This is a genomic window from Methylobacterium sp. 22177 (assembly GCF_052045615.1).
Classification (GTDB): Bacteria; Pseudomonadota; Alphaproteobacteria; order Rhizobiales; family Beijerinckiaceae; genus Methylobacterium; species Methylobacterium radiotolerans.
Genome location: NZ_JBQEPK010000047.1, coordinates 1 through 20,966, shown reverse-complemented (window position 1 = coordinate 20,966; position 20,966 = coordinate 1). Strand labels below are relative to the sequence as shown.

The following is a 20,966-nucleotide window of genomic DNA, read 5'->3' as shown; positions in this document are numbered from 1 at the left end:
CGGCGGGCGCGCCTGTCGTCGCACCTGTCGCCGCGCGTGTCGTCGCACCCTGGCGTCCGTCCGGACCCCTCAGGCCCGTACGGCGTTCGTCCGACGAACCCGACGCGAGGAGCGCACGCATGGCCGACGACCTGAACGGACTCTCCGACAAGGCCCTCTCGATCTTCGCCTTCGCGGCCTACCACCGCCTCGTCAGCGGCGAGAGGGTCACCTCGGTGATCCGCCGGGACGGCGCCGGCCACGAGGCCGACCCGGAGGGCGTGGAGGAACTGGAGGCGCGCGGCCTCGTCACCGCCGGCGAGACCGACATCGACCTCGGTGAGACCGCGCAGGCGGCGGTCGAGACGATGGTCGCGGCCCTGCGCCGGGAGGTCGGGCGCTGAGTGCGGCATCCCGGCCGTGGAGAGCCGGGAACGCACCCGCTCCCGGCGCCTTGTCCCGCAGCCACGACGGAGGATCGGATGACTGCCAAGGCCAAGGTGAAGACCGGCGACGACGTTACCTACAAATGGGGCAAGGGCACCGTCTCGGGCGAGGTGACCAAGGTCCACACCCACGACGTCGAGAAGACCATCCAGGGCAACACGGTGAAGCGCGAGGCTTCGAAGGCGAAGCCGGCGGTGGAGATCAAGACCGCCAAGGGCAAGACGGCGCTGAAATCCGCCTCGGAGGTCACGGTCAAGTCAGCGTGAACGCGCAACCTGCGCGTGCTGTGATCTTGCGCACATCGCTTTCTGCATAAGGTCTCGCCGAGGGCGCGGTAGCGGCTATCTGTAACGGTTCCAGCCTCAAAAGCCGGGACCCCCGCATGACCATTCCCCTCAGGCTCACCCTGAACGGGCAGCCGCGCGAGATCGCCCTCGACGATCCGCGCGTCACCCTCCTCGATCTCCTGCGCGAGCGCCTCGGCCTGACGGGCGCCAAGAAGGGCTGCGACCGCGGCCAGTGCGGCGCCTGCACGGTCCTGGTGAACGGGCGGCGCATCAACAGCTGCCTGACCCTCGCCGCGAGCCTCGACGGCGCCGAGATCCTGACCATCGAGGGGCTCGCCGAGGGCGACCGGCTGCACCCGGTCCAGGCGGCCTTCATCGCCCATGACGGCTTCCAGTGCGGCTTCTGCACCCCCGGCCAGATCATGAGCGCGGTCGGCCTGATCCGCGAGGGTCATGCCGGCACCGATCCGGAGCGCATCCGCGAGGGCATGAGCGGCAATCTCTGCCGCTGCGGCGCCTACGCGGGCATCCTGGACGCCGTGCAGGACGCGGCGGCCCGGACCTCGGAGCAGCGGGAGGACGCGGCGTGAGGACCTTCGACTACATCCGCCCCGCGAGCGTGCCCGAGGCCGTGGCGGCCGGCCAGCTTCCGGGCACGGCCTACCTCGCCGCCGGCACCAACCTCGTCGACCTGATGAAGGGCGGCGTCGCCACGCCGGAGCGGGTCGTCGACATCACCCGCCTCCCCGGCCTCTCGGCCATCGAGCGGCTGCCGGACGGCACCGCCCGGGTCGGCGCCCTGGTGCGCAACAGCGACCTCGCCCACGATTCGGCCTTCGCCGAGGCCTACCCGATGGTGGCCGAGGCCCTGCTGGCCGGCGCCTCGGCGCAGCTGCGCAACGCCGCCACGGTCGGCGGCAACCTGATGCAGCGCACCCGCTGCCAGTACTTCACCGACGCGGTCTCGCCCTGCAACAAGCGCGCCCCCGGCTCCGGCTGCGCGGCCCTGGGGCACGCCACCCGCATCCACGCGGTCCAGGGCTGGAGCGAGCACTGCATCGCCACCCACCCGTCCGACTTCTGCGTGCCGCTCGCCGCCCTCGACGCGGTGGTGGAGATCACCGGGCCGGACGGCGCCCGGGAGGTGCCGCTCACCGCGTTCCACCACCTCCCCGGCGACCACCCGGAGCGGGAGACCGACCTGCGGCCCGGCGAGCTGATCACCGCCCTGCGCCTGCCCCCGGAGGCGGCGTCCTTCCGGGGCAACGCCCGCTACCTCAAGGTCCGCGACCGCACCTCCTACGCCTTCGCGGTCGTCTCGGCGGCGGCCGCCCTCACCCTGGAGGCCGGCGGCCGGATCGGGCAGGCCCGGCTCGCCCTGGGCGGGCTGGCGCTCAAGCCCTGGCGGGTGGCGGAGGCCGAGGCGGCGCTCGCCGGACAGGCACCCTCCGCCGAGGCCTTCGCGAAGGCCGCCGACGCGGCGCTGTCCGGCGCCAGGCCCACCGGCGAAGCCAACGCCTTCAAGATCGAGCTCGCCCGCCGGGTGGCGATCCGCGCGCTGACCCAGGCCGCCGCGGGCACGCCCGCCCGGATCCCGGCGCTCCCCGCCTCCCCGTTCGGCATCGTCTGACCCCGCCCCCGGTCGGCGGCTCGGCGCCGTCATCGCGGGCGGAGCGAGCCGGGCGGCGCCACGATGCCCGACGTCGCGCTGCCCTGGGTCACTTCGCTCCGCTCGCGATGACGGAGCGGGTCGCCGCAACCGAAGGCTTCAACCGGACCCCTTTGAGGAGACCCGCATGACCGCGACCTCCAAGCCATCGAACATGCCCGCCTCGAACCTCCCCGCCGGCGCGATCCGCCACGGCTCCAGCATCGGCCAGCCGCTGACCCGGCGCGACGGCCCCCTCAAGGTGACGGGCCAGGCCCGCTTCTCCGCCGACAACCTGCCTCCCGGCACCCTCCACGCGGCGCTCTGCGTCGCCCGGATCGCCCGCGGCCGCGTCACCGGCCTCGACGTGGCCGCCGCCGAGGCGCATCCCGGCGTCGTGGCGGTGATGCGGCCGGGGCACGCCCCGGCGCTCGCCAAGGACCCGGACGCCAAGGACGGGCCGTTCACGTTCCGCCTCGACCTCCTGCAGAACGACCGCGTCCGCTACGCCAACCAGCCCATCGCCGTGGTGATCGCCGAGACCCTGGAGGCGGCCACCGAGGGCGCCCGGCTGCTCGCCCCGACCTACGCGGCCGAGACGCCGCGGATCGGGCTCGATGCCGGCGCGGCCTTCACGCCGGATTCGGTCGGCGTCGGCGCCCCGCCCGTCGAGACGGACGGCGACGTCGAGGCCGGACTCGCGGCCGCGTCCAGGACGATCGCCGCGACCTACGAGACGCCGGCCCAGTACCACAACGCCATGGAGCCCCACGCGGCGGTGGCGAGCTGGGACGGGAACCGGCTGACGCTCTTCATGCCGACCCAGGCGCTCGCCATGTCGCAGGCCCGGCTCGCCGGGCTCTTCGGCATCAGCCCCGACGACATCCACATCGAGAGCCCCTATCTCGGCGGCGGCTTCGGCTCGAAGGGCGTCCCCGCCGGGCCGCAGGTGCTCGCCTGCATGGCGGCGAAGCTCGTCGGCAGGCCGGTGAAGCTCGTCCCGACCCGCACGCAGATGTACGGCCCGATGGGCCATCGCGGGCCGACCCGGCAGACCCTCCGGCTCGGCGCCGACGCGTCCGGCAAGCTGACGGCCCTCGACCACCACATCCGCACCGCCTCGTCGAGCTTCGACGACTTCTTCGAGCCGGCGGGCCGGGCGACCAGCACCCTCTACGCGAGCCCCGCCATCGCCATCCGGCACGAGGCCGTGCGCCTCGACACCGGCACGCCGCTGTTCATGCGCGCGCCCGGCGAGGCCACCGGCAGCGTCGCCCTGGAGAGCGCGCTGGACGAGATGGCCCACGAACTCGGCATGGACCCGCTGGAGTTCCGCCTCGCCAACTACGCCGAGGTCGAGCCGATCACCGGCAAGCCGTTCTCCTCCAAGGCCCTGCGGGACTGCTACCGCCGCGGCGCCGAGGCGTTCGGCTGGGCCGGGCGCCCGCTCCGGCCCCGGCAGACGCGCGACAAGGACGGTTTCCTGGTCGGCACCGGCATGGGCACCGCCACCTTCCCGGCGCTGATCTTCGAAGGCATGGCCCGGGCCGAGATCCGCGCCGACGGCACCGGAACGGTGGAGCTCGGGGCGATCGACATGGGCCAGGGCTCGTGGACGGCGCTGGCCCAGATCGCCGCCGACGGGCTGGGGATCGGGATGGACGCCCTCACCTTCCGGATGGGCTCGTCCGACCTGCCGAATGCCGGCATCGCGGGCGGCTCGGGCCACACCGCCACCGCGGGCGGCGCGGTCCACGCGGCGGCCGGCGACGTGATCCGGCAGCTGGCCGAGCTCGCCACCAACGATCCCGCCTCCCCGCTCTACGGCGCCGGCAACGCCGGCGTGACCGCCGCGGACGGGCGTCTGACCCGGCGCGACGACCCGGGTCGGAGCGAGTCCTTCACCGACATCCTCAGGCGGGCCGGCCGGTCGAGAATCGAGGGCCAGGGCAAGGCCGGCGCCGACCCGGCGGCGCAGGCCTCCTACGCCATGCACGCCCACGGCGCGGTCTTCGCCGAGGTGAAGGTCGATCCCGATCTCGGCCAGATCCGCGTGAGCCGCCTCGTCGGCGCCTTCGCGGCCGGACGGGTGATCAACCCGCGCCTCGTCCGGAGCCAGTATTACGGCGGGATGATCTGGGGCCTGTCCTTCGCCCTGCACGAGCGGGCCGAGATGGACCCGCGCACCGGCCGGTTCCTCAACGACAACCTCGCCGAGTACCACGTGCCGGTGAACGCCGACGTGCCCGCCATGGAGGCGATCCTGGTCCACGAGGACGACGCGGTGGTGAACAACCTCGGCGTGAAGGGGGTCGGCGAGATCGGCATCACCGGCACGGTGGGCGCCATCGCCAACGCGGTCTGGCACGCCACCGGCGTGCGGGTCCGCGAGATGCCGATCACCCTCGACAAGCTGCTGGGCTGACCGAGCGGGTCGGTCGCGCGCCGAACGCGGTCCGATCCCGTCCAGCGCCCGATCCCGTCCCGGGCGCGTCGCGTCGCCCGGGATTTTTTAGTATGGGGCATGCCACCCGGCGGCCGGCGGCCGCCGCAGCAGCAGCGCGGAGACCGGCATGCCTCTCACCAGCGACATCGGCGGCGTCGTCCCGATCGCGCCGACGCCGTTCCATCCGGACGGCCGGATCGACGAGGTCTCCCTCGACCGGATGACCGACTTCTTCGGGGCGGCCGGCGTCGACGGCCTGACGATCCTCGGCCAGCTCGGCGAGGCCGGCAAGCTCGACCACGCGGAGGGGATCGCGGTGGCGCGGCGCGTCCTCGGGCGCACCCGGCTGCCGGTGATCGTCGGCGTCACGGCCCCGGGCTTCGCGGCCATGCGGGCGCTCGCCCGGGAGGTGATGGAGCTGGGCGCGGCCGGCGTGATGATCGCGCCGCCCAACACGCTCCGCACCGACGACCAGGTGGTCGGCTATTTTCGGAATGCCGCCGAGGCCGTGGGCCCGGACGTGCCCTTCGTGCTTCAGGACTATCCCCTCACCTTCTCGGTCCAGATGACCCCCGGGGTGATCCGCCGGATCGTGTCCGAGAACCCCTCCTGCGTGATGCTCAAGCACGAGGACTGGCCGGGCCTGGAGAAGATCTCCACGCTGCGCGGCTTCGAGGCGGACGGCTCGATGCGCCACATCTCCATCCTCGTGGGCAATGGCGGCCTGTTCCTCGACTTCGAGACCGAGCGCGGCGCCGACGGGGCCAATACCGGCTACGCCTTCCCGGAGATGCTGGTCGACGTGGTCCGCCTCGGCCGGGCGGGGCAGCGCGACGCTGCCCACGACCTGTTCGACGCCCACCTCCCCTATCTCCGCTACGAGCAGCAGCAGGGCCCGCTGGGGCTCGCGGTGCGCAAATACGTGTTCATGCGCCGGGGGATCTTCGCGTCCGACGCGCAGCGCAAGCCGTCGCAGGCTCTGACCGCGCAGGCGAAGGCCGAGGTCGAGTACCTGCTGGCCCGCCTCGCCCGCACCGACGCGCGGGCCCGGCTCGCGGCCTAGAACGCCGCCCCGGCCGGAAGGGCCGGGGCCTCGCCGAAGCCGCCGCAGCGCCCGCTTCGGCGGCCGGCCGGCGCGCGACGGCTCACTCCAGCCTGAAGGCGATGACCGAGTCGCCCGGCGTGGTGCCGAGGGCGCCGTGCCCGCCCGCCGCGATCACCACGTACTGCCGGCCGTCGCGGCCGCGATAGGTCATCGGCGTGGCTTGGCCGCCGGCCGGCAACGTCGTGGACCACAGGACCTCACCGGTCCGCATGTCGTAGCCGCGCATGCGGTCGTCGAGCGTGGCGGCCGTGAACGCGACGCCGCCCGCCGTGGTCAGGGTGCCGCCGTGGGCCAGCATGCCCATCTCCAGGGGGAGCGGGACCGCCAGGCCGCCGACCTTCTGCCCCGCGACCGTGCCGTTGCGGCGCTTCCAGGCGAGCGTGCCGTCGGCGAGATTCACGCCGACCCGCACGCCCCAGGGCGGCGCGCTGCAGGGGATGCCGAGGGCGGAGCGCATGTGCGCGATGGAGACCGCGTAGGGGCCGCCGAGATTCTCGTTGACCGGGCTCGCCTCGGGATCGGCGCCGACGAGGCGCCGTTCCGGCTCGCCCGGCGGGCGCGGGAGCAGGCGGTAGATGTAGGGCAGGTATTGCGGCGTCGCGATCATCCAGTGATGGACCGGATCGACCGCTACCGACCCCCAGTTGAACACCCCGATATTGCCGGGCCAGACGATCGCGCCCTCCGACGCCTGGGGCGGTGTGAACGGGTTGCCGTCGTAGCGGTTCGACCGGAAGGCGAGGCGGCACTGAATCTGGTCGAAGGGCGTGACGCCCCACATGCCGGCCTCCGTCAGCGGCGCCGGCGTGAAGCGGAGGGACGACATCGGCTGGACCGGGGACGGCGTCTCCCCCGGGATGTCGGTCCGGGTCGAGACCGGGACCTCGGAGACCGGCCGGATCGGGGCGCCGGTGCGGCGGTCGAGGACCCAGACGTTGCCGACCTTGGTGGGGATCAGGATCGCCGGCACCGTCCCCTCGCCCTGCGGCAGGGTGAGGAGGACCGGCTGGGACGGGTTATCGCGGTCCCAGAGGTCGTGATACGTGGTCCGGAACGCCCAGCGCAGCGTGCCCGTCTCCAGATCCAGCGCCGCCAGGGCGTCGATGAGGGCCTCGTCGGCCCTCGACCGGGCCACGCCCACCTGATCGGGCGCCCGGTTGCCGAACGGCACGTAGACGAGCCCCAGGGCCTCGTCGGCCGAGAACTGCGTCCAGGCCACCGCCGAGTTGGGCTCGTACTTGTCGCCGGGCCGCAGCGGCGCGGTCGCGTCGGGCTTGCCGGCGTCGAACTTCCAGACGATCGCGCCGGTGCGCACGTCGAAGGCACGGATCACGCCCGAGGGGTTGTCCGCGTAGTAGTTGTCGGCGATGGCGCTGCCGAGGACGATGAGGTCCCGGGTCACCAGCGGCGCCGAGGTCTGCTGATAGGCGGCGCGCCGGAGGTTCGGCATCTGCGCCTTCAGGTCGACGAACCCGTCCGCCCCGAAGGTCCTGCACGGGGCGCCGGTCTCGGCGTTCAGCGCGTAGAGGCGCGCGTCGACCGAGGCCGCGATGATCCGGCGCGGACATTCGGCGACCGCGGCCACGACGGCGGCGGCCCTGTCCGCATCGGCCTCGGCGGGCGGCGCGTAGCCGGTCGAGTCGTTGTAGGACACGCCGCGGCAGGTCTGGTGCTGGTACTGGCCGTCCCGCGCCATCTTCGGGTCGAAGGCCCAGACCAGCCGGCCGGTTTCGGGCTCCAGGGCCTGGACGATGTTGTGCGGCGTGCAGAGGTAGAGCAGCCCGTTCACCTTGATGGGCGTGGCCTCGAAGGTGAATTCCTTCGGATCCGCCCGGCTGTCGCCGCGCAGGTCGCCGGTATGGTGCTCCCAGGCCACGGCGAGGCCCCGGACATTGGCGGTGCTGATGTCCGCCAGCGCCGAGTAGCGCTGGCCGAGATTGGTGCCGCCGTAGGCGACCCAATCGTCGGCCGGATAGGGAACGCCGCTCGGATCGACGGCGGCGGGCCCCGCCCCCGCGACCTTCGGCAGGCTGCCCCGCGTCTCGACCGGGTCGAAGAACCAGGACGCGGCACCCGAGGCCGCGATCAGCAGCACGACGACCCGGAGGGCGAGCGGGCCGTTCCCGAGGCCAGGCTTCCAGGGCCGCTCCGGCGCGTCGCGCAGGCGCCGCACCACGGGGGGCAGGCAGAGCACGAGTCCGATGAGGAGGAGCAGGGCCCCGCGCGGGATCCATTGCCACTTGTCGAGCCCGACCTCGCCGACCGTCCAGGCGAAGGCCGCGGCCAGCACCAGCGCGTAGATCCCGAGGCCGCGCTGCCGCCGCCGGGCCAGCTCGACGCCGGAGGCCAGCACGCCCACGCCCAGGGCGACGTAGAACCAGGTCCCCCCCGCGAGGGCCAGTGTCAGCCCGAGGATCGCCAGGGCGAGCCCAAGCAGCGCGATCGACAGCGCTATCGTTCCGAGTGCCACGGCGGTGAGATCCGCTTCCTGAGCCGGCCGGTCACGGCGGCGCCGGGGTCTGACCCCGCGTCGGCCGCCGCGTGCCCGGCGCTTATCGCCGCCGGAGCTGTCCCAGGGCTGGACACGGCGGCCGGACGGCGGGCGCCCGTCCCGTGCCGCGCGTACGGCCGCCGCCCACAGCGCGGCTCACGCCCCGGCCCGGTCCTCCGGACGCAGGGTGACCCTGTCGCCGTCGCGCAGCGAGGCCGGCGGCCCCACGACGACGCGCTCGCCGCCGCTCAGGCCGTCGCGCAGTTCCAGCAGCGTGCGGGTCTGCCGGAAGATCGTGACCGGGCGCATCCGCACCACGCCGCCCCCCTCCCCGGCCGCCTCGACCACGGCCACGCGGGTCCCGTGCTGGTCGAAGATCAGGGCGTCGTTCGGCACCGTCACGGCGGGCGAGACGCGCGGGATCTCCAGCGTGATGGTGATGTAGAGCCCCGGCCGCAGCGCGCCGTCGGGATTGGGGATGTCGACCTGCGTGACCAGCGTGCGCGCGGCCGAGAGCAGCGTCGTCGACGAGCGCGAGACCGTGCCGGGGAAGATCCGGCCCGGGATCTGCGCCACCTCGACCTTGGCGGCCAGCCCGTCGCGGACGCCGTCGGCGGCGTAGAGCGGCACGTTCACCGCCATGCGCAGCACGTCGTCGCGGTTCAGCGTGAGGAGCGGCGCCCCCGTATTGGTGTCCGCCGTGACCGCGTCGCCGACGTCGTTGTTGCGGGCCGTCACCACCCCGTCGAAGGGCGCGCGGATCTCCTCGAACCCGGTCAGGACCTTGAGCCGGGCGACCTGCGCCTCCTGGGCGGCGATGTTCGCCTCCGCGACCTTCACGGCGGCCCTGGCGGCGTCGACGTTGGCGGTCTGCGCCAGCACCCCGGCCTGGGACGTGTCGGCGTTCTGCCGGGTCTCGACCCCGGTGCCGGCCAGTGTCGAGGTCCGCCGGTTGGTGACGTCGGCGAGGTGGCGGTTGGCCTCGGCCTGGTCCACCATCGCCCGCGCCTGGATCAGCGCCGCCTGGAGCTGCAGCACCTGCGACTGGGCCTGGACCAGCTGCTGGTCGAGGTCGGGCGCGCTGATCCGGAACAGCAGGTCGCCCGCCTTCACGTGCGAGCCGATATCGACCTTGCGCTCGACGATGTAGCCGGTCGCCCGCGGGTAGAGGTTCGCGATGTCGAACGCCTGGGTGGTGCCCGTCTGGGTCAGGCTCAGGGTGTCGGAGGCCCGGGCCGCGGCGGCGACTCGCACGGTCGGCGGCTTCGCCTCGGCGGCGGCGGGCGGACTCGCCGCGCGGGACGCTTCCGGCCACAGGCGGTATCCGAGGGCACCGAGGCCCGCCAGCGCCAGCAGGGCGAGCCACCGGCGGCCGCCGCGGGCGGGCGGGACGGTTCCGTCCGCGGCTGAACTGTCCCGGTCCGCCATCCTGCCCTCGGGTCGCGCCGCGCCTGAACCGCCGCATCGGCGCCCGGTCGGGACGCGTCCGGTGCCGTATCCAATGCGCCGTACGCAATGCATAGACCGCGCGCGGTCTCCGGGCGAGATGCCGCAGCGCACAGTGCGGCCCGTCCGCGGATCCTCCGAGCACGCGACCGGTTTCCCTGCCACTGACGCAGGGACCGATCCACGATGACCGAGATCTCCAGGCGCGCCGTCATCGCAGCCGCCGGCGGCGCGATGGCGGCATCCTCCGCCGCGGCGCAATCCGCCGGGCCCTCCGCGCCCCGTCCCGAGCGCGGCGGCAAGGGGGCCGACATCCTGGGCCCGCAGAACAGGCCTCGCGCCGCCGAGGAGCCGTTCACCCTGGCGCCGCCCGCCACCGATCACGGCACGATGCCGAACCTGAAATGGTCCTTCGCGGACAGCCACATGCGGCTGGAGGAGGGCGGCTGGGCGCGCCAGACCACGATCCGCGAGCTGCCGGTCTCCAAGGCCATGGCGGGGGTCAACATGCGGCTCAAGGCCGGCGCGGTCCGCGAGATGCACTGGCACAAGGAAGCCGAGTGGGCCTACATGATCAAGGGCAAGGCCCGGATCACCGCGGTCGACCAGGACGGGCGCACCTTCGCGGACGACGTCGGCGCGGGCGATCTCTGGTACTTCCCGGGCGGCATCCCGCACTCGATCCAGGGGCTCGCCGCCGACGGGGTCGACGGCTGCGAGTTCCTGCTCGTGTTCGACGACGGCGGCTTCTCGGAGGATTCCACCTTCCTGCTGACCGACTGGCTGGCGCACACGCCGACGGACGTGCTCGCCAAGAACTTCGGCCTGCCCGAGGCCGCCTTCGCCGAGGTTCCGCAGAAGGAACTCTACATCTTCCCCGGTCCCAAGCCGGGACCGCTCGCGGCCGACAAGATGGGCGGCTCCGGGCCGGTGCCGAAGACCTTCAGCCACCGGATGCTGGCGCAGGAGCCGGTCCGCACCCGGGGCGGCAGCGTGCGCGTCACCGATTCCACGGTGTTCCCGGCCTCCGTGACGATCGCGGCGGCGCTGGTCGAGGTCGAGCCCGGAGGGCTGCGCGAGCTGCACTGGCACCCGAACAGCGACGAGTGGCAGTACTACCTCTCCGGCCAGGGCCGGATGACGGTGTTCGGCTCGGAATCGAAGGCCCGCACCTTCGACTACCGGGCCGGCGACGTCGGCTACGTGCCCTTCGCCATGGGGCACTATATCGAGAATACCGGCGACACGACCCTGACCTTCCTGGAGATGTTCAAGAGCCCGCGCTACGCCGACATCTCCCTGACGCAGTGGCTGGCCCTCACACCGCACCCCCTGGTCCAGGCCCATACCGGTCTGGATCCCAAGCTCGTCGAGGCCCTGCCGGAGACGAAATCCCCCGTCGTGCCGGGTTGACGCGCCCGGGAACCCGGACCGATCCTGGCGCGTCGACTTCGGACAAGCGTTTCCGAAGACCGCTCGAATCTCCCACGGAGGGACCCATGCGCGCCGCGTCCCGCGCGCTCCTCGTCCTGGCGCTCGCCCTCCCGGCGAGCTCCGCCCGGGCGCAGGTGCAGCAGAACGACCCGAACGCCGCCAACGCCTCGTTTGCCCTGCAGGGCCAGATCCGGTCGCTCAACCAGCAGCGGGTCTCGGACTTCAACACGCTGAACCAGACGATCCAGCGCAACGTCCAGGCCGACTCCTTCGGGCCCTACCTGCCCTATCGGGGCGTCCGCGGGGACGTGTACCGGGGCCGCCATATCGGCCGCAACGGGGTCGTGCGGCGGGGGGGCGGCCTCAACACGAGCGTCTGCATCGGCTGCTGACATCGGCCTCCGAGCCGCCGGGATATCCGCGCAGAGCGGGGAAAGCCCGAAAAAAACCTTTTCCCGCGGGCACGCTTCCCCCAGAAGCTGGGCCCATGGTGGCGTGCGCATGAACATCCTGCTGATCGGCTCCGGCGGCCGCGAGCACGCCCTGGCCTGGCGACTGGCCCAGAGCCCGCTCTGCACCCGCCTGTTCACGGCGCCGGGCAATCCCGGCACGGCCCGCCACGGGACCAACCGACCGGACCTCAAGGTCACGGACCACGCGGCCGTGGCCGCCTTCTGCGCGGCGGAGTCGATCGGCCTCGTGGTGGTCGGGCCCGAGGCGCCCCTCGTCGCCGGCCTGGTGGACGACCTGAAGGCCGCCGGGATCCGCGCCTTCGGGCCGACCCGCGACGCCGCCCGGCTCGAGGGCTCGAAGGGCTTCACCAAGGATCTCTGCGCCGCCTGCAACATCCCCACCGCCGCCTTCGCGCGCTTCACCGAACTGGAGCCGGCGCTGGCCTATGTCCGCCAGCAGGGGGCCCCGATCGTCGTGAAGGCCGACGGCCTCGCCGCCGGCAAGGGCGTCACCGTGGCCGAAACCGTCGACCAGGCCGAGGACGCGCTGACCGCCCTCTTCGCCGAGCCCGGCGCCGAGGTGGTGGTCGAGGAGTGCCTGTTCGGCGAGGAGGCGAGCTTCTTCGCCCTGTGCGACGGCACGCGGGCGATCCCCCTCGGCACCGCCCAGGACCACAAGCGGGTCTTCGACGGCGACCGCGGTCCCAATACCGGCGGCATGGGCGCCTATTCCCCGGCCCGGGTGGTCACCCCGGAGATCGAGGCCCGGGTCATGGCCGAGATCATCGCGCCGACGCTCGCCGGCATGCGGGCCCGCGGCTGCCCGTTCACCGGCATCCTGTACGCCGGCCTGATGCTCACCGCCGACGGCCCCAAGCTGATCGAGTACAACACCCGCTTCGGCGACCCCGAGGCGCAGGTGCTGATGCCGCGCCTCGCCTCCGACCTCGTGCCGGCCCTGCTCTCGGCCTGCGACGGCGACCTGTCCGGCGTGGGCCTGGAATTCGATCCCCACCGGGCGGCCCTCACCGTGGTGATGGCGGCGGCCGGCTACCCGGGCGCCGTGGTCCGGGGCTCGGTGATCCGGGGCGTCGACGCCGCCGAGGGCGACGGGGTCCACGTGTTCCAGGCCGGCACCCGCGCCGAGGACGGGCAGCTGCTCGCCGACGGCGGCCGGGTCCTGGCGGTGACGGCCCTCGGCGACAGCGTCACCGACGCCAAGGCCCGCGCCTACGCGGCGGTGGCCCGGATCGACTGGCCGGAGGGTTTCTGCCGGCGCGACATCGGGTTCCGCGCCGTGGCGCGGGAGGCGGGAGAGGGCTAAGCGGCGCCCGTGTTCGACGCCCCGGCGGGCCGTGCGCCCCCTGCCCCGGACGCCCGGGTCGCCGCGGAGGCTGATCCGGGACCCGAGCCCGCGCGGTGCCGCGCGGCCTCCGGGACCCTCCCCTACTCCCCCACAGCCGCGCCGGCCGGCCGGCGGTTGTCGTTGGCGCCGTAGAGCAGGCCCGGCCGCATCCGCTCCGTGCGCGAGGCGTCGTTGCCCGACGACGCGGCCTCCGGCAGGGCGGGCGCCGCGGCGCGGACCGCGATGAGTTCCTGTGCGCCCCAGGGCTTCTGCTCGACGATCGTGTGGCCCATGCCCCGCAGGAGGCCCTGCGTGTCCGCCGAGAGCGCGAAGGGCTCGGCGTAGATCGTGTCGGGCAGCCACTGGTGGTGGATGCGCGGGGCGTCCACCGCCTCCTGCGGCTCCATGCCGAAGTCGAGCATGTTGATCAGCGTCTGCGCGTTGATCGTGATGATCCGCGAGCCCCCCGGCGAGCCCGCCACCAGCGCGACCCTGCCGTCGCGCAGCACGATCGTGGGCGCCATGGACGAGAGCGGGCGCTTGCCCGGCTGGATCGCGTTCTTCGTCCCCTGCACGAGGCCGAACAGGTTCGGCACCCCGGTCTTGACCGTGAAGTCGTCCATCTCATCGTTGAGGAAGAACCCGGTGTCGCCGGCGATCACCCCGGCGCCGAAATAGCCGTTGATCGTGTAGGTCAGCGCGACCGCGTTGCCGGCCCTGTCCATCACCGAGATGTGGGTGGTCTCGGGCCGTTCCCGCGTCTCCGGGCCGGGATCCGGCCGGATCTCCGCCGACGGGGTCGCCCGGTCTGGGCGGATCGAGGCCCGGAGCGTCTCCGCGTAGGCCGGCGACAGCAGCCGGTCGACCGGGTTCTCCACGAAGGCCGGGTCGCCGAGCAGCAGGTTGCGGTCCGCGTAGGCGCGCCGCATCGCCTCGACCATCAGGTGCACGGTCCGGGCCGAGTTGAACCCGGCGGCCCGCAGGTCGTAGCCGTCGAGGACGGTGAGGATCTCGCAGAGCGTGGTCCCGCCCGACGAGGGCGGGGGCGCCGACAGGATCGTCGCGCCCCGGTAGCGGCAGGTGAGCGGCTCGGACTGCGTCACCGTGTAGGCGGCGAAGTCGGACGCCGTCAGCAGGCCGCCGCCCGCCCGGGAGGCCGCCTCCACGGCGGCCGGGATCGCGCCCCTGTAGAACGCGTCCGCGCCGCGGTCGGCGATGGCCTGGAGGGTGCGGGCGAGGTCGGCCTGGACCAGCCGGTCCCCGGGCCGCCAGGGGCTGCCGTCCGGGCGCAGGAAGATCCGGGCGACGTTCGCTTGGCCCGCGAACACCTTCGTGCCGGATTCGAGGATGTCGGTATCGCCCCGGGTCAGCACGAACCCGTCCCGGGCGAGCGCGATCGCCGGCGCCATCACCTGGGCCAGCGGCAGGGTCCCGTACGCGGCGAGCGCGGTGTTGAGGCCGAGCACCGTCCCGGGCACGCCGGCCGCCTTCCAGCCGCGCAGGCTCGCGCCCTTCACGACGGTGCCGGCGGCGTCGAGATACATGTCTCGGGTCGCGGCCGCCGGAGCCGTCTCGCGGAAGTTGATGAATCGGCTGCGCCCGTCGGCGCTGTGGAGCACCAGGAAGCCGCCGCCGCCGAGATTGCCGCAGCAGGGGTTCACCACCGCCTCGGCGTAGGCCACCGCCACCGCGGCGTCGACGGCGTTGCCGCCGGCCCTCAGGATGTCGGCGCCCACCTGCGAGGCGAGGCGCTGGGACGAGACCACCATCCCGTTCTCGGCCTCCACGGCCGGTCCCGAGGCGGCCCGCGCGGCGGGCGCGCCCAGGGCGAGCAGGGCCGTCAGGAGCAATGCGCGTGCCGGTGCGATCATCCTTGCCCTCTCCGGTTCGGGTCCCGCGCCGTTGCTGGCGCAGGCCGCCATATAGGGCAGGTGGGACGACGCGGGTGCCGGCCGACCGGTCCCACGCGCGACCCCGTCCTGAGGCGCCGGAGCGCAGGCCCCGAAGGAGGGCTCCTTCGAGGCGGCTTCGCCGCACCTCAGGACAGGGGCGGGTGGAAGGGAGAGGCCGGGCAGGCCTTCCGATCCCGCCTCAGCCGTTGCGGAACGTGTAGCTGTAGCCGTTCAGCGCCGGTGCGCCGCCGAGATGGGCGTAGAGCACCTTCGAGCCCTTCGGAAAGAAGCCCTTCTTCACGAGGTCGATCATGCCCTGCATCGACTTCCCCTCGTAGACCGGGTCGGTGATCATCCCCTCGAGCCGGGCCGAGAGCCGGATCGCCTCCACGGTCTCCTTCGAGGGCACGCCGTAGACCGGGTAGGCGTAATCCTCGTTGAGCACCACGTCGTCGGCCACGATGTCACCCGCGCCGACCAGGGCGGCGGTGTTCTGGGCGATGTCGAGGACCTGGGCCTTGGTCTGGGCCGGTGTGCAGGAGGCGTCGATGCCGATGACGTTGCGGGCGCGCCCGTCGGCCGAGAAGCCCACCAGCATGCCGGCATGGGTCGAGCCCGTCACCGTGCAGACCACCACGTAGTCGAAGCGCAGGCCCATCTCGGCCTCCTGCTTGCGGACCTCCTCCGCGAAGCCGACGTAGCCGAGCCCGCCGTACTTGTGCACGGAGGCGCCGGCCGGGATCGCGTAGGGCTTGCCGCCCTCGGCCTCGACCTCGGCGAGCGCCCGCTTCCACGAATCGCGGATGCCGATGTCGAACCCGTCATCGACGAGCTGCGTCTGCGCGCCCATGATCCGCGACAGGAGGATGTTGCCGACCCGGTCGTAGACCGCGTCCTCGTGCGGCACCCAGGCCTCCTGGATCAGCCGGCACTTCATCCCGATCTTGGCGGCGACCGCCGCGACCATGCGGGTGTGGTTCGACTGCACGCCGCCGATCGACACCAGCGTGTCGGCGCCGCTCGCGATGGCGTCCGGCACGATGTACTCGAGCTTGCGCAGCTTGTTGCCGCCGTAGGCGAGGCCGGAATTGCAATCCTCGCGCTTGGCGTAGAGCTCGACCTCCCCGCCGAGATGCGCGGTCAGGCGCTTGAGCGGCTCGATCGGCGTCGGGCCGAAGGTCAGGGGATAGCGCTCGAATTTGTCCAGCATCGGGTCTCTCCGGGTCTCGGGGCGCGGCCGGGGGCAGGAGCGGTCTCCGCCGGGCCCGGACGCGTCGAAGCGAGGCCTCGGGGACGGCCCGGCGCGAGGCCCGGCTCCGTCTTCGAGGCGCGGGGAAAACTACCCGATCCGCGATGAAAGGTGCTCTCGATCTTTCAGCTCAGACATCCCGCCACTTGCGTTGCTGGGCGCCTCAGCTGCAGAGAATTCCGGATTGAGCTGTGACCCTGAAAGAATCGTCCATGTCCGCAGGGCTCGACCGGATCGACCAGAAGATCCTCCGCCTCCTCCAGGCGGACGGGCGCATGGCCAATGCCGAGATCGCCGAGCGGGTCGGCACCAGCGCGGCCACCTGCCATCGCCGGATCCAGCGCCTGTTCGCGGACGGGTTCGTGCGGGCGGTCCGGGCGCTGATCGATCCGATGCGGGTCGGACGCGGCACCCTGGTCTTCGTCGGCGTCGTGCTCGACCGCTCGACCCCCGAGAGTTTCTCGGAATTCGAGGCGGCCGTGCGGGCGATTCCCGCGCTCCTCGACTGCCACCTCGTGGCCGGCGACTTCGACTACATGCTGAAGATCCGGGTCTCCGACATGGCCGACTTCAACCGCCTCCACAGCGCCACGCTGATCGGCCTGCCGGGGGTGCGCCAGACCCGGACCTTCTTCGTGATGAAGGAGGTGATCGACAACGCGCCCCTCGATCTGTGAGGCCGCCTACCCCTCCCCGCGCCGTTCCTTCCGCAACGCCTCCCAGCGGTCGAGCCGCTCGGCGATGCGGTTCTCGTAGCCCCGTTCGGTCGGCTGATAGAGGTGCTGGCGCCCCAGCGCGTCGGGCCAGTAATCCTGGCCCGAGAAGGCGTCGGGCTCGTCGTGGTCGTAGCGGTAGCCCTCGCCGTAGCCGATCCGCTTCATCAGCTTGGTCGGCGCGTTGAGGATGGTGCGCGGCGGCGGCAGGGAGCCCGCCTCCTTGGCGAGGCGCGTCGCGGCCTTGTAGGCGGTGTAGACGGCGTTCGATTTCGGCGCGCAGGCGAGGTAGATCGCCGCCTGGGCGAGGGCCAGCTCGCCCTCGGGGCTGCCGAGGAAGTCGAAGGCGTCCTTGGCGGCGTTGGCCACCACCAGCGCCTGCGGGTCGGCGAGCCCGATATCCTCCACCGCCATGCGCACCAGCCGGCGGGCGATGAACAGCCGGTCCTCGCCGGCATCGAGCATCCGGCAGAGATAGTAGAGCGCCGCGTCCGGGTCCGAGCCGCGGACGGTCTTGTGGAGCGCCGAGATCAGGTTGTAGTGGCCCTCCTGCGCCTTGTCGTAGATCGGCGCGCGCCGCTGCACGATCTCTTGAAGCGCCTCGGCGTCGAGGGTCTCGCCGGGTCGGGCCGAGCGCCAGACCTCCTCCGCCAGCGTCAGGGCCGCCCGACCGTCCCCGTCGGCCATGCGGACCAGCACGCCCCGGGCCTCCTCGGTGAGCGGCAGGGCCTGGCCCGTCAGCGCCTCGGCCCGGACCAGGAGCCGCGCGACGGCGCCCGGGTCGAGCGCCCGGAACAGCAGCACCCGGGCGCGGGACAGGAGCGCGGCGTTGAGCTCGAAGGACGGATTCTCCGTCGTCGCGCCCACCAGCGTGACGGTCCCGTCCTCCATCACCGGCAGGAAGGCGTCGAGCTGCGCCCGGTTGAACCGGTGGATCTCGTCGACGAACAGCAGGGTCCCCTGCCCGGTCGCCCGGCGCTTGCGGGCGGCCTCGAACACCTTCCGCAGGTCGGGCACGCCGGAGAAGATCGCCGAGATCTGCTCGAAATGCAGGTCCGTGCCCTGGGCGAGCAGCCGCGCCACCGTGGTCTTGCCGGTGCCGGGCGGTCCCCAGAAGATCAGCGAGCCGAGCGTCCGTCCCCGCAGCAGGCGCGTGAGCGCCCCGCCCTCCCCGGTCAGGTGTTCCTGGCCGACGACCTCGGCGAGGGTCTGCGGGCGCAGCCGGTCCGCCAGCGGGCGGGCGGCCTCGGCACCGGGGGCGCGGCCGGGATCCGGCGCGGGAGGCGGTTCCGCGGAGGCGAACAGGTCGGACATCCGCGCATCAACACCGGGCGCGGCCGGGGGCGCAAGCCGGGAGCCGGGGCTTGCCCACGGCCACGGACCTGGCGCCCCCGGACGGGATCAGCCGCCGAACACCGAGGTCAGGATCTCGCCGTTGCGGTTGATCGCGACCTCCCACGAATTGAGGCTGTTGCGGGTGACCCGGTCGAGATCCTTGGTGGTCGACATCGGCACGCCGTTGACCGCCACGATCACGTCGCCCTTCTGCAGCCCGACCCGGGCCGCGATGGAGTTCTCGTCCACCGCCTGCACGGCCACGCCCTCGGCCGGGAAGTCCACCTGCATCTCCTCGGCCACCGCCGGCGAGGTGTTGACGAGGGTCGCGCCGACGAACGGCGAGCGGGTCTTCACCTTGAGCACGTCCCGCGGGCGCGTCTCGGGAGCCGGGGCGAGCTTGACCGAGACCGTCTGCCGGGCCGTGCCGCGCAGGATCCCGAACCGGGCGTGGCCCTGCACGCCCTTCAGGGCGAAGCGGTAGCCGAAGGCCTCCGGGTCGGCCACCTCCTGGCCGTCGACCGTGAGGATCAGGTCGCCGCGCTTCAGGCCCGCCTCCTCGGCCGGGCTCTTGGGCTGGAGGCTCGCCACCAGCACGCCGGTCGGGTGGTCGAGACCCATGCTGTCGGCGATGTCGGGTGTCACGCTCTGGATCCGCGCCCCGAGCCAGGGCCGGCGCACCACGCTCGCCCCGTCGCGGGCGGCGTCGACCACCGCCTTGACCATGCCCACCGGGATCGCGAAGCCGATGCCGTGGCTGCCGCCCGATTGCGAGTAGATCGCGGTGTTGATGCCGACGAGCTGGCCGCGCAGGTCCACCAGCGCGCCGCCGGAATTGCCCGGGTTGATCGCCGCGTCGGTCTGGATGAAGTACTGATAGTCCGCCGAGCCGACCTGCGTGCGCGCCAGGGCCGAGACGATGCCCTGCGTCACCGTCTGGCCGACGCCGAACGGGTTGCCGATCGCCATCACGAAGTCGCCGACCTCCAGGGCATCGGCATCGCCGAACGGCATCGGCACGAGGCCCTTCGGCGGCTCCTTGATCTTGAGCACCGCGAGGTCGGTGCGGGTGTCGCGCATCACGATCGTGGCCTCGAACTCGCGGCGATCCGCCAGGGCGATCCGGACCTCGTTCATGTTGTCGATGACGTGGTTGTTGGTGATCACGAGCCCGTCGGCATCGACCAGGACGCCCGAGCCCAGGGACCGCTGCGCCCGGTCACCCCGGGGACCGCGACCGCCCTCCGGCTCGCCGAAGAAGCGGCGCATGAACTCCTCCATGGCGCTGGTGCGCGCGCTGGAGCGCTTGTCCACGTGGGAGGCGTAGACGTTCACCACCGACGGCGCGGCCCGCTTCACCACGGGGGCGAAGGAGAGCTGCACGTCGGCCTTGCTGAGCGGCACGACCTTCGCGGTGCCGTCCTTCGCAGGCTCCCGGGTCTCCGTCCGCGCCATCTGCGCCGCGGCCGGGCTGGCGGCCAGCAGGGCTGCGACGAGGGCGGGCAGGGTGAGGCGGGTCAGCATGCAGGGCTCCGGCGTCTGGGCGGGCGCGCCGTCCAGGCCGAGAGAAGGCAGGCGCACCGTGCGGCCTCACGCTATCGGGGTCGATTGCGGCAGGTCGACGACACCTTCGCCGCAGGGGGGGCGGTCGCCGTCAGACGGCTTCCTTGCTGCGCGCCCGCCGCTTCCCGGCGGGCTGCGGCGCGGGCTCGTTCTCGGGCGCGGCCGCCGCGGCGGCGCGCGGCTGACCGAGGCCCAGGGACCGGGCGAGCTGCGAGCGCTGCTCGGAATAGCTCTGGGCCGTCATCGGGTAGTCCGAGGCGAGGCCCCACTTGGCGCGGTAGGCCTCCGGGGTCAGGCCGCGCAGGGTGAGGTGCCGGCGCAGCGTCTTGTAGGGCTTCCCATCCTCGAACGAGATCAGGAAATCCGGATTGATCGAGCGCCGGATCTCCTGCGCGGTCGCCTTGGCGATCGGCTGGCTCTGGCCGGCGTCGCAGATCCCCCGGATCGCCGCGTGCACCTCGTTGAGGAGGCCGGGCAGATCCGCGCTCTGCACGTGATTGTGGCTCACATAGGCCGAGACGATCTCGGAGGCGAGCGTGACGAAGCGGAGAGAGCCGCCGTTCGACTGGGCCATGTCGTGTGCGTTGCCTTCTCGTGATGACGAAACTCGCCAGAACGCAAGCACTGCGTCGCGATTCGGACGCCTGATACAATCGCATCTGGAAGATGGGTCAAGTCTTAAATTCGGAATTGGGGTATACGGTCCCAAATAGCGTAAGAAGAGTGATCTTGATCGCTCAACCTCAAGGAGTAATGCCTACCGGATTCTCGCTTGTGCGCAATCGATATTGCCAGATTGTCCTTACGATCGGGAAGGGCCTCCGCTCTACAGCCGAAGGTGCGATGCGGCGCAGGCTTTAGAGCTTCCGAGTCCGTTTCTGCCCGTCGATTGTGCATTCGGAGGGCGTCGCCGGTCGATACCTCAAGGGCGAGAGGACAACCTCAGAGAGCCTGTCGGCGATCGGACCTGCGCGGCGAGCGACGGAGAATCTGGAAGGGGACCGACGGCGAACCGGATGAGGCGTTCCGGCCCGGTCCGGGTCCGGACAAACGCAGAACCCGCCGCGCTTGGGGGCGCGGCGGGTTCTGTGTGTCGGGATTTGGTTGCGGGGACAGGATTTGAACCTGTGACCT

General features: G+C 72.5%; 17 protein-coding genes. 10 read left to right on the top strand and 7 right to left on the bottom strand.

Annotated elements, in window-relative coordinates:
* Window positions 1-119: 119 nt before the first annotated feature.
* The 6 genes from ACTJK8_RS27365 to ACTJK8_RS27340 all read left to right on the top strand — a co-directional run bounded on the left by ACTJK8_RS27365 (window position 120) and on the right by ACTJK8_RS27340 (window position 5,870).
* Entirely contained in the window at window positions 120-383 is a 264-nt protein-coding gene (locus ACTJK8_RS27365; RefSeq protein WP_012318516.1) for a hypothetical protein, read from the top strand.
* Between the two features lie 78 nt (window positions 384-461).
* Window positions 462-692 (top strand): DUF2945 domain-containing protein, encoded by a 231-nt coding sequence (locus ACTJK8_RS27360; RefSeq protein ID WP_012318515.1) that lies wholly within the window; start codon window positions 462-464, stop codon window positions 690-692.
* Between the two features lie 116 nt (window positions 693-808).
* Window positions 809-1,303, top strand: a complete 495-nt coding sequence (locus tag ACTJK8_RS27355; RefSeq protein WP_012318514.1) for a (2Fe-2S)-binding protein — start codon at window positions 809-811, stop codon at window positions 1,301-1,303.
* The gene (locus ACTJK8_RS27350; RefSeq protein WP_440762835.1) at window positions 1,300-2,343 is read left to right on the top strand and encodes an FAD binding domain-containing protein; all 1,044 of its coding nucleotides are present in this window, start codon (window positions 1,300-1,302) and stop codon (window positions 2,341-2,343) included. Before ACTJK8_RS27355 ends, ACTJK8_RS27350 begins: the two co-directional genes overlap by 4 nt.
* Before the next feature lie 166 nt (window positions 2,344-2,509).
* Window positions 2,510-4,786, top strand: coding sequence for a xanthine dehydrogenase family protein molybdopterin-binding subunit (locus ACTJK8_RS27345; protein WP_182180223.1), 2,277 nt, complete (start codon window positions 2,510-2,512; stop codon window positions 4,784-4,786).
* A gap of 148 nt (window positions 4,787-4,934) precedes the next feature.
* Window positions 4,935-5,870: a dihydrodipicolinate synthase family protein gene (locus ACTJK8_RS27340; RefSeq protein WP_012318511.1), complete on the top strand. Its 936-nt coding sequence runs from the start codon at window positions 4,935-4,937 to the stop codon at window positions 5,868-5,870.
* An 82-nt stretch (window positions 5,871-5,952) separates the two neighbouring features.
* Here ACTJK8_RS27340 and ACTJK8_RS27335 read toward each other — a convergent pair whose 3' ends face one another.
* Window positions 5,953-8,382 carry a membrane-bound PQQ-dependent dehydrogenase, glucose/quinate/shikimate family gene (locus ACTJK8_RS27335; protein ID WP_440762834.1) on the bottom strand — a complete coding sequence of 810 codons (2,430 nt, stop codon included), beginning with the start codon at window positions 8,380-8,382 and terminating at the stop codon, window positions 5,953-5,955.
* A gap of 177 nt (window positions 8,383-8,559) precedes the next feature.
* Entirely contained in the window at window positions 8,560-9,831 is a 1,272-nt protein-coding gene (locus tag ACTJK8_RS27330; RefSeq protein ID WP_012318509.1) for an efflux RND transporter periplasmic adaptor subunit, read from the bottom strand.
* Between the two features lie 204 nt (window positions 9,832-10,035).
* Here ACTJK8_RS27330 and ACTJK8_RS27325 point away from each other — a divergent pair, with 204 nt between their 5' ends.
* From ACTJK8_RS27325 to purD, 3 genes are all read left to right on the top strand, one after another.
* Window positions 10,036-11,262: an oxalate decarboxylase family bicupin gene (locus ACTJK8_RS27325; protein WP_440762833.1), complete on the top strand. Its 1,227-nt coding sequence runs from the start codon at window positions 10,036-10,038 to the stop codon at window positions 11,260-11,262.
* 86 nt (window positions 11,263-11,348) lie between these two features.
* Window positions 11,349-11,675, top strand: a complete 327-nt coding sequence (locus ACTJK8_RS27320) for a hypothetical protein (protein WP_024830490.1) — start codon at window positions 11,349-11,351, stop codon at window positions 11,673-11,675.
* A gap of 109 nt (window positions 11,676-11,784) precedes the next feature.
* A complete protein-coding gene (gene purD / locus ACTJK8_RS27315; protein ID WP_012318506.1) occupies window positions 11,785-13,059 on the top strand; it encodes a phosphoribosylamine--glycine ligase in 1,275 nt (424 codons plus the stop codon).
* Window positions 13,060-13,181: 122 nt separating this feature from the next.
* Here purD and ggt read toward each other — a convergent pair whose 3' ends face one another.
* Window positions 13,182-14,951 carry a gamma-glutamyltransferase gene (ggt, locus tag ACTJK8_RS27310; RefSeq protein WP_053622097.1) on the bottom strand — a complete coding sequence of 590 codons (1,770 nt, stop codon included), beginning with the start codon at window positions 14,949-14,951 and terminating at the stop codon, window positions 13,182-13,184.
* A gap of 220 nt (window positions 14,952-15,171) precedes the next feature.
* On the bottom strand, window positions 15,172-16,182 hold the full coding sequence (locus ACTJK8_RS27305) for a 1-aminocyclopropane-1-carboxylate deaminase (protein ID WP_012318504.1): 1,011 nt from the start codon (window positions 16,180-16,182) through the stop codon (window positions 15,172-15,174).
* A gap of 251 nt (window positions 16,183-16,433) precedes the next feature.
* Between ACTJK8_RS27305 and ACTJK8_RS27300 the strand changes: the two genes are divergently transcribed.
* Window positions 16,434-16,898, top strand: a complete 465-nt coding sequence (locus ACTJK8_RS27300; protein WP_041372296.1) for an Lrp/AsnC family transcriptional regulator — start codon at window positions 16,434-16,436, stop codon at window positions 16,896-16,898.
* A 6-nt stretch (window positions 16,899-16,904) separates the two neighbouring features.
* Here ACTJK8_RS27300 and ACTJK8_RS27295 read toward each other — a convergent pair whose 3' ends face one another.
* The 3 genes from ACTJK8_RS27295 to ACTJK8_RS27285 all read right to left on the bottom strand — a co-directional run bounded on the left by ACTJK8_RS27295 (window position 16,905) and on the right by ACTJK8_RS27285 (window position 20,406).
* Window positions 16,905-18,248: a replication-associated recombination protein A gene (locus tag ACTJK8_RS27295; RefSeq protein ID WP_012318502.1), complete on the bottom strand. Its 1,344-nt coding sequence runs from the start codon at window positions 18,246-18,248 to the stop codon at window positions 16,905-16,907.
* Between the two features lie 87 nt (window positions 18,249-18,335).
* The gene (locus ACTJK8_RS27290) at window positions 18,336-19,793 is read right to left on the bottom strand and encodes a Do family serine endopeptidase (RefSeq protein WP_024830494.1); all 1,458 of its coding nucleotides are present in this window, start codon (window positions 19,791-19,793) and stop codon (window positions 18,336-18,338) included.
* Window positions 19,794-19,923: 130 nt separating this feature from the next.
* Window positions 19,924-20,406, bottom strand: a complete 483-nt coding sequence (locus tag ACTJK8_RS27285) for a MucR family transcriptional regulator (protein ID WP_012318500.1) — start codon at window positions 20,404-20,406, stop codon at window positions 19,924-19,926.
* Window positions 20,407-20,966 lie beyond the last annotated feature (560 nt).

Excerpts from the sequence above, each read along its gene's own strand:
- ACTJK8_RS27295 (WP_012318502.1), bottom strand. The coding sequence starts at position 18,248 with ATGTCCGACCTGTTCGCCTCCGCGGAACCGCCTCCCGCGCCGGATCCC.
- ACTJK8_RS27365 (WP_012318516.1), top strand. The coding sequence starts at position 120 with ATGGCCGACGACCTGAACGGACTCTCCGACAAGGCCCTCTCGATCTTC.
- ACTJK8_RS27290 (WP_024830494.1), bottom strand. The coding sequence starts at position 19,793 with ATGCTGACCCGCCTCACCCTGCCCGCCCTCGTCGCAGCCCTGCTGGCC.
- ggt (WP_053622097.1), bottom strand. The coding sequence starts at position 14,951 with ATGATCGCACCGGCACGCGCATTGCTCCTGACGGCCCTGCTCGCCCTG.
- ACTJK8_RS27355 (WP_012318514.1), top strand. The coding sequence starts at position 809 with ATGACCATTCCCCTCAGGCTCACCCTGAACGGGCAGCCGCGCGAGATC.
- ACTJK8_RS27360 (WP_012318515.1), top strand. The coding sequence starts at position 462 with ATGACTGCCAAGGCCAAGGTGAAGACCGGCGACGACGTTACCTACAAA.
- ACTJK8_RS27345 (WP_182180223.1), top strand. The coding sequence starts at position 2,510 with ATGACCGCGACCTCCAAGCCATCGAACATGCCCGCCTCGAACCTCCCC.
- ACTJK8_RS27340 (WP_012318511.1), top strand. The coding sequence starts at position 4,935 with ATGCCTCTCACCAGCGACATCGGCGGCGTCGTCCCGATCGCGCCGACG.
- ACTJK8_RS27320 (WP_024830490.1), top strand. The coding sequence starts at position 11,349 with ATGCGCGCCGCGTCCCGCGCGCTCCTCGTCCTGGCGCTCGCCCTCCCG.
- ACTJK8_RS27325 (WP_440762833.1), top strand. The coding sequence starts at position 10,036 with ATGACCGAGATCTCCAGGCGCGCCGTCATCGCAGCCGCCGGCGGCGCG.
- purD (WP_012318506.1), top strand. The coding sequence starts at position 11,785 with ATGAACATCCTGCTGATCGGCTCCGGCGGCCGCGAGCACGCCCTGGCC.
- ACTJK8_RS27305 (WP_012318504.1), bottom strand. The coding sequence starts at position 16,182 with ATGCTGGACAAATTCGAGCGCTATCCCCTGACCTTCGGCCCGACGCCG.
- ACTJK8_RS27300 (WP_041372296.1), top strand. The coding sequence starts at position 16,434 with ATGTCCGCAGGGCTCGACCGGATCGACCAGAAGATCCTCCGCCTCCTC.
- ACTJK8_RS27330 (WP_012318509.1), bottom strand. The coding sequence starts at position 9,831 with ATGGCGGACCGGGACAGTTCAGCCGCGGACGGAACCGTCCCGCCCGCC.
- ACTJK8_RS27285 (WP_012318500.1), bottom strand. The coding sequence starts at position 20,406 with ATGGCCCAGTCGAACGGCGGCTCTCTCCGCTTCGTCACGCTCGCCTCC.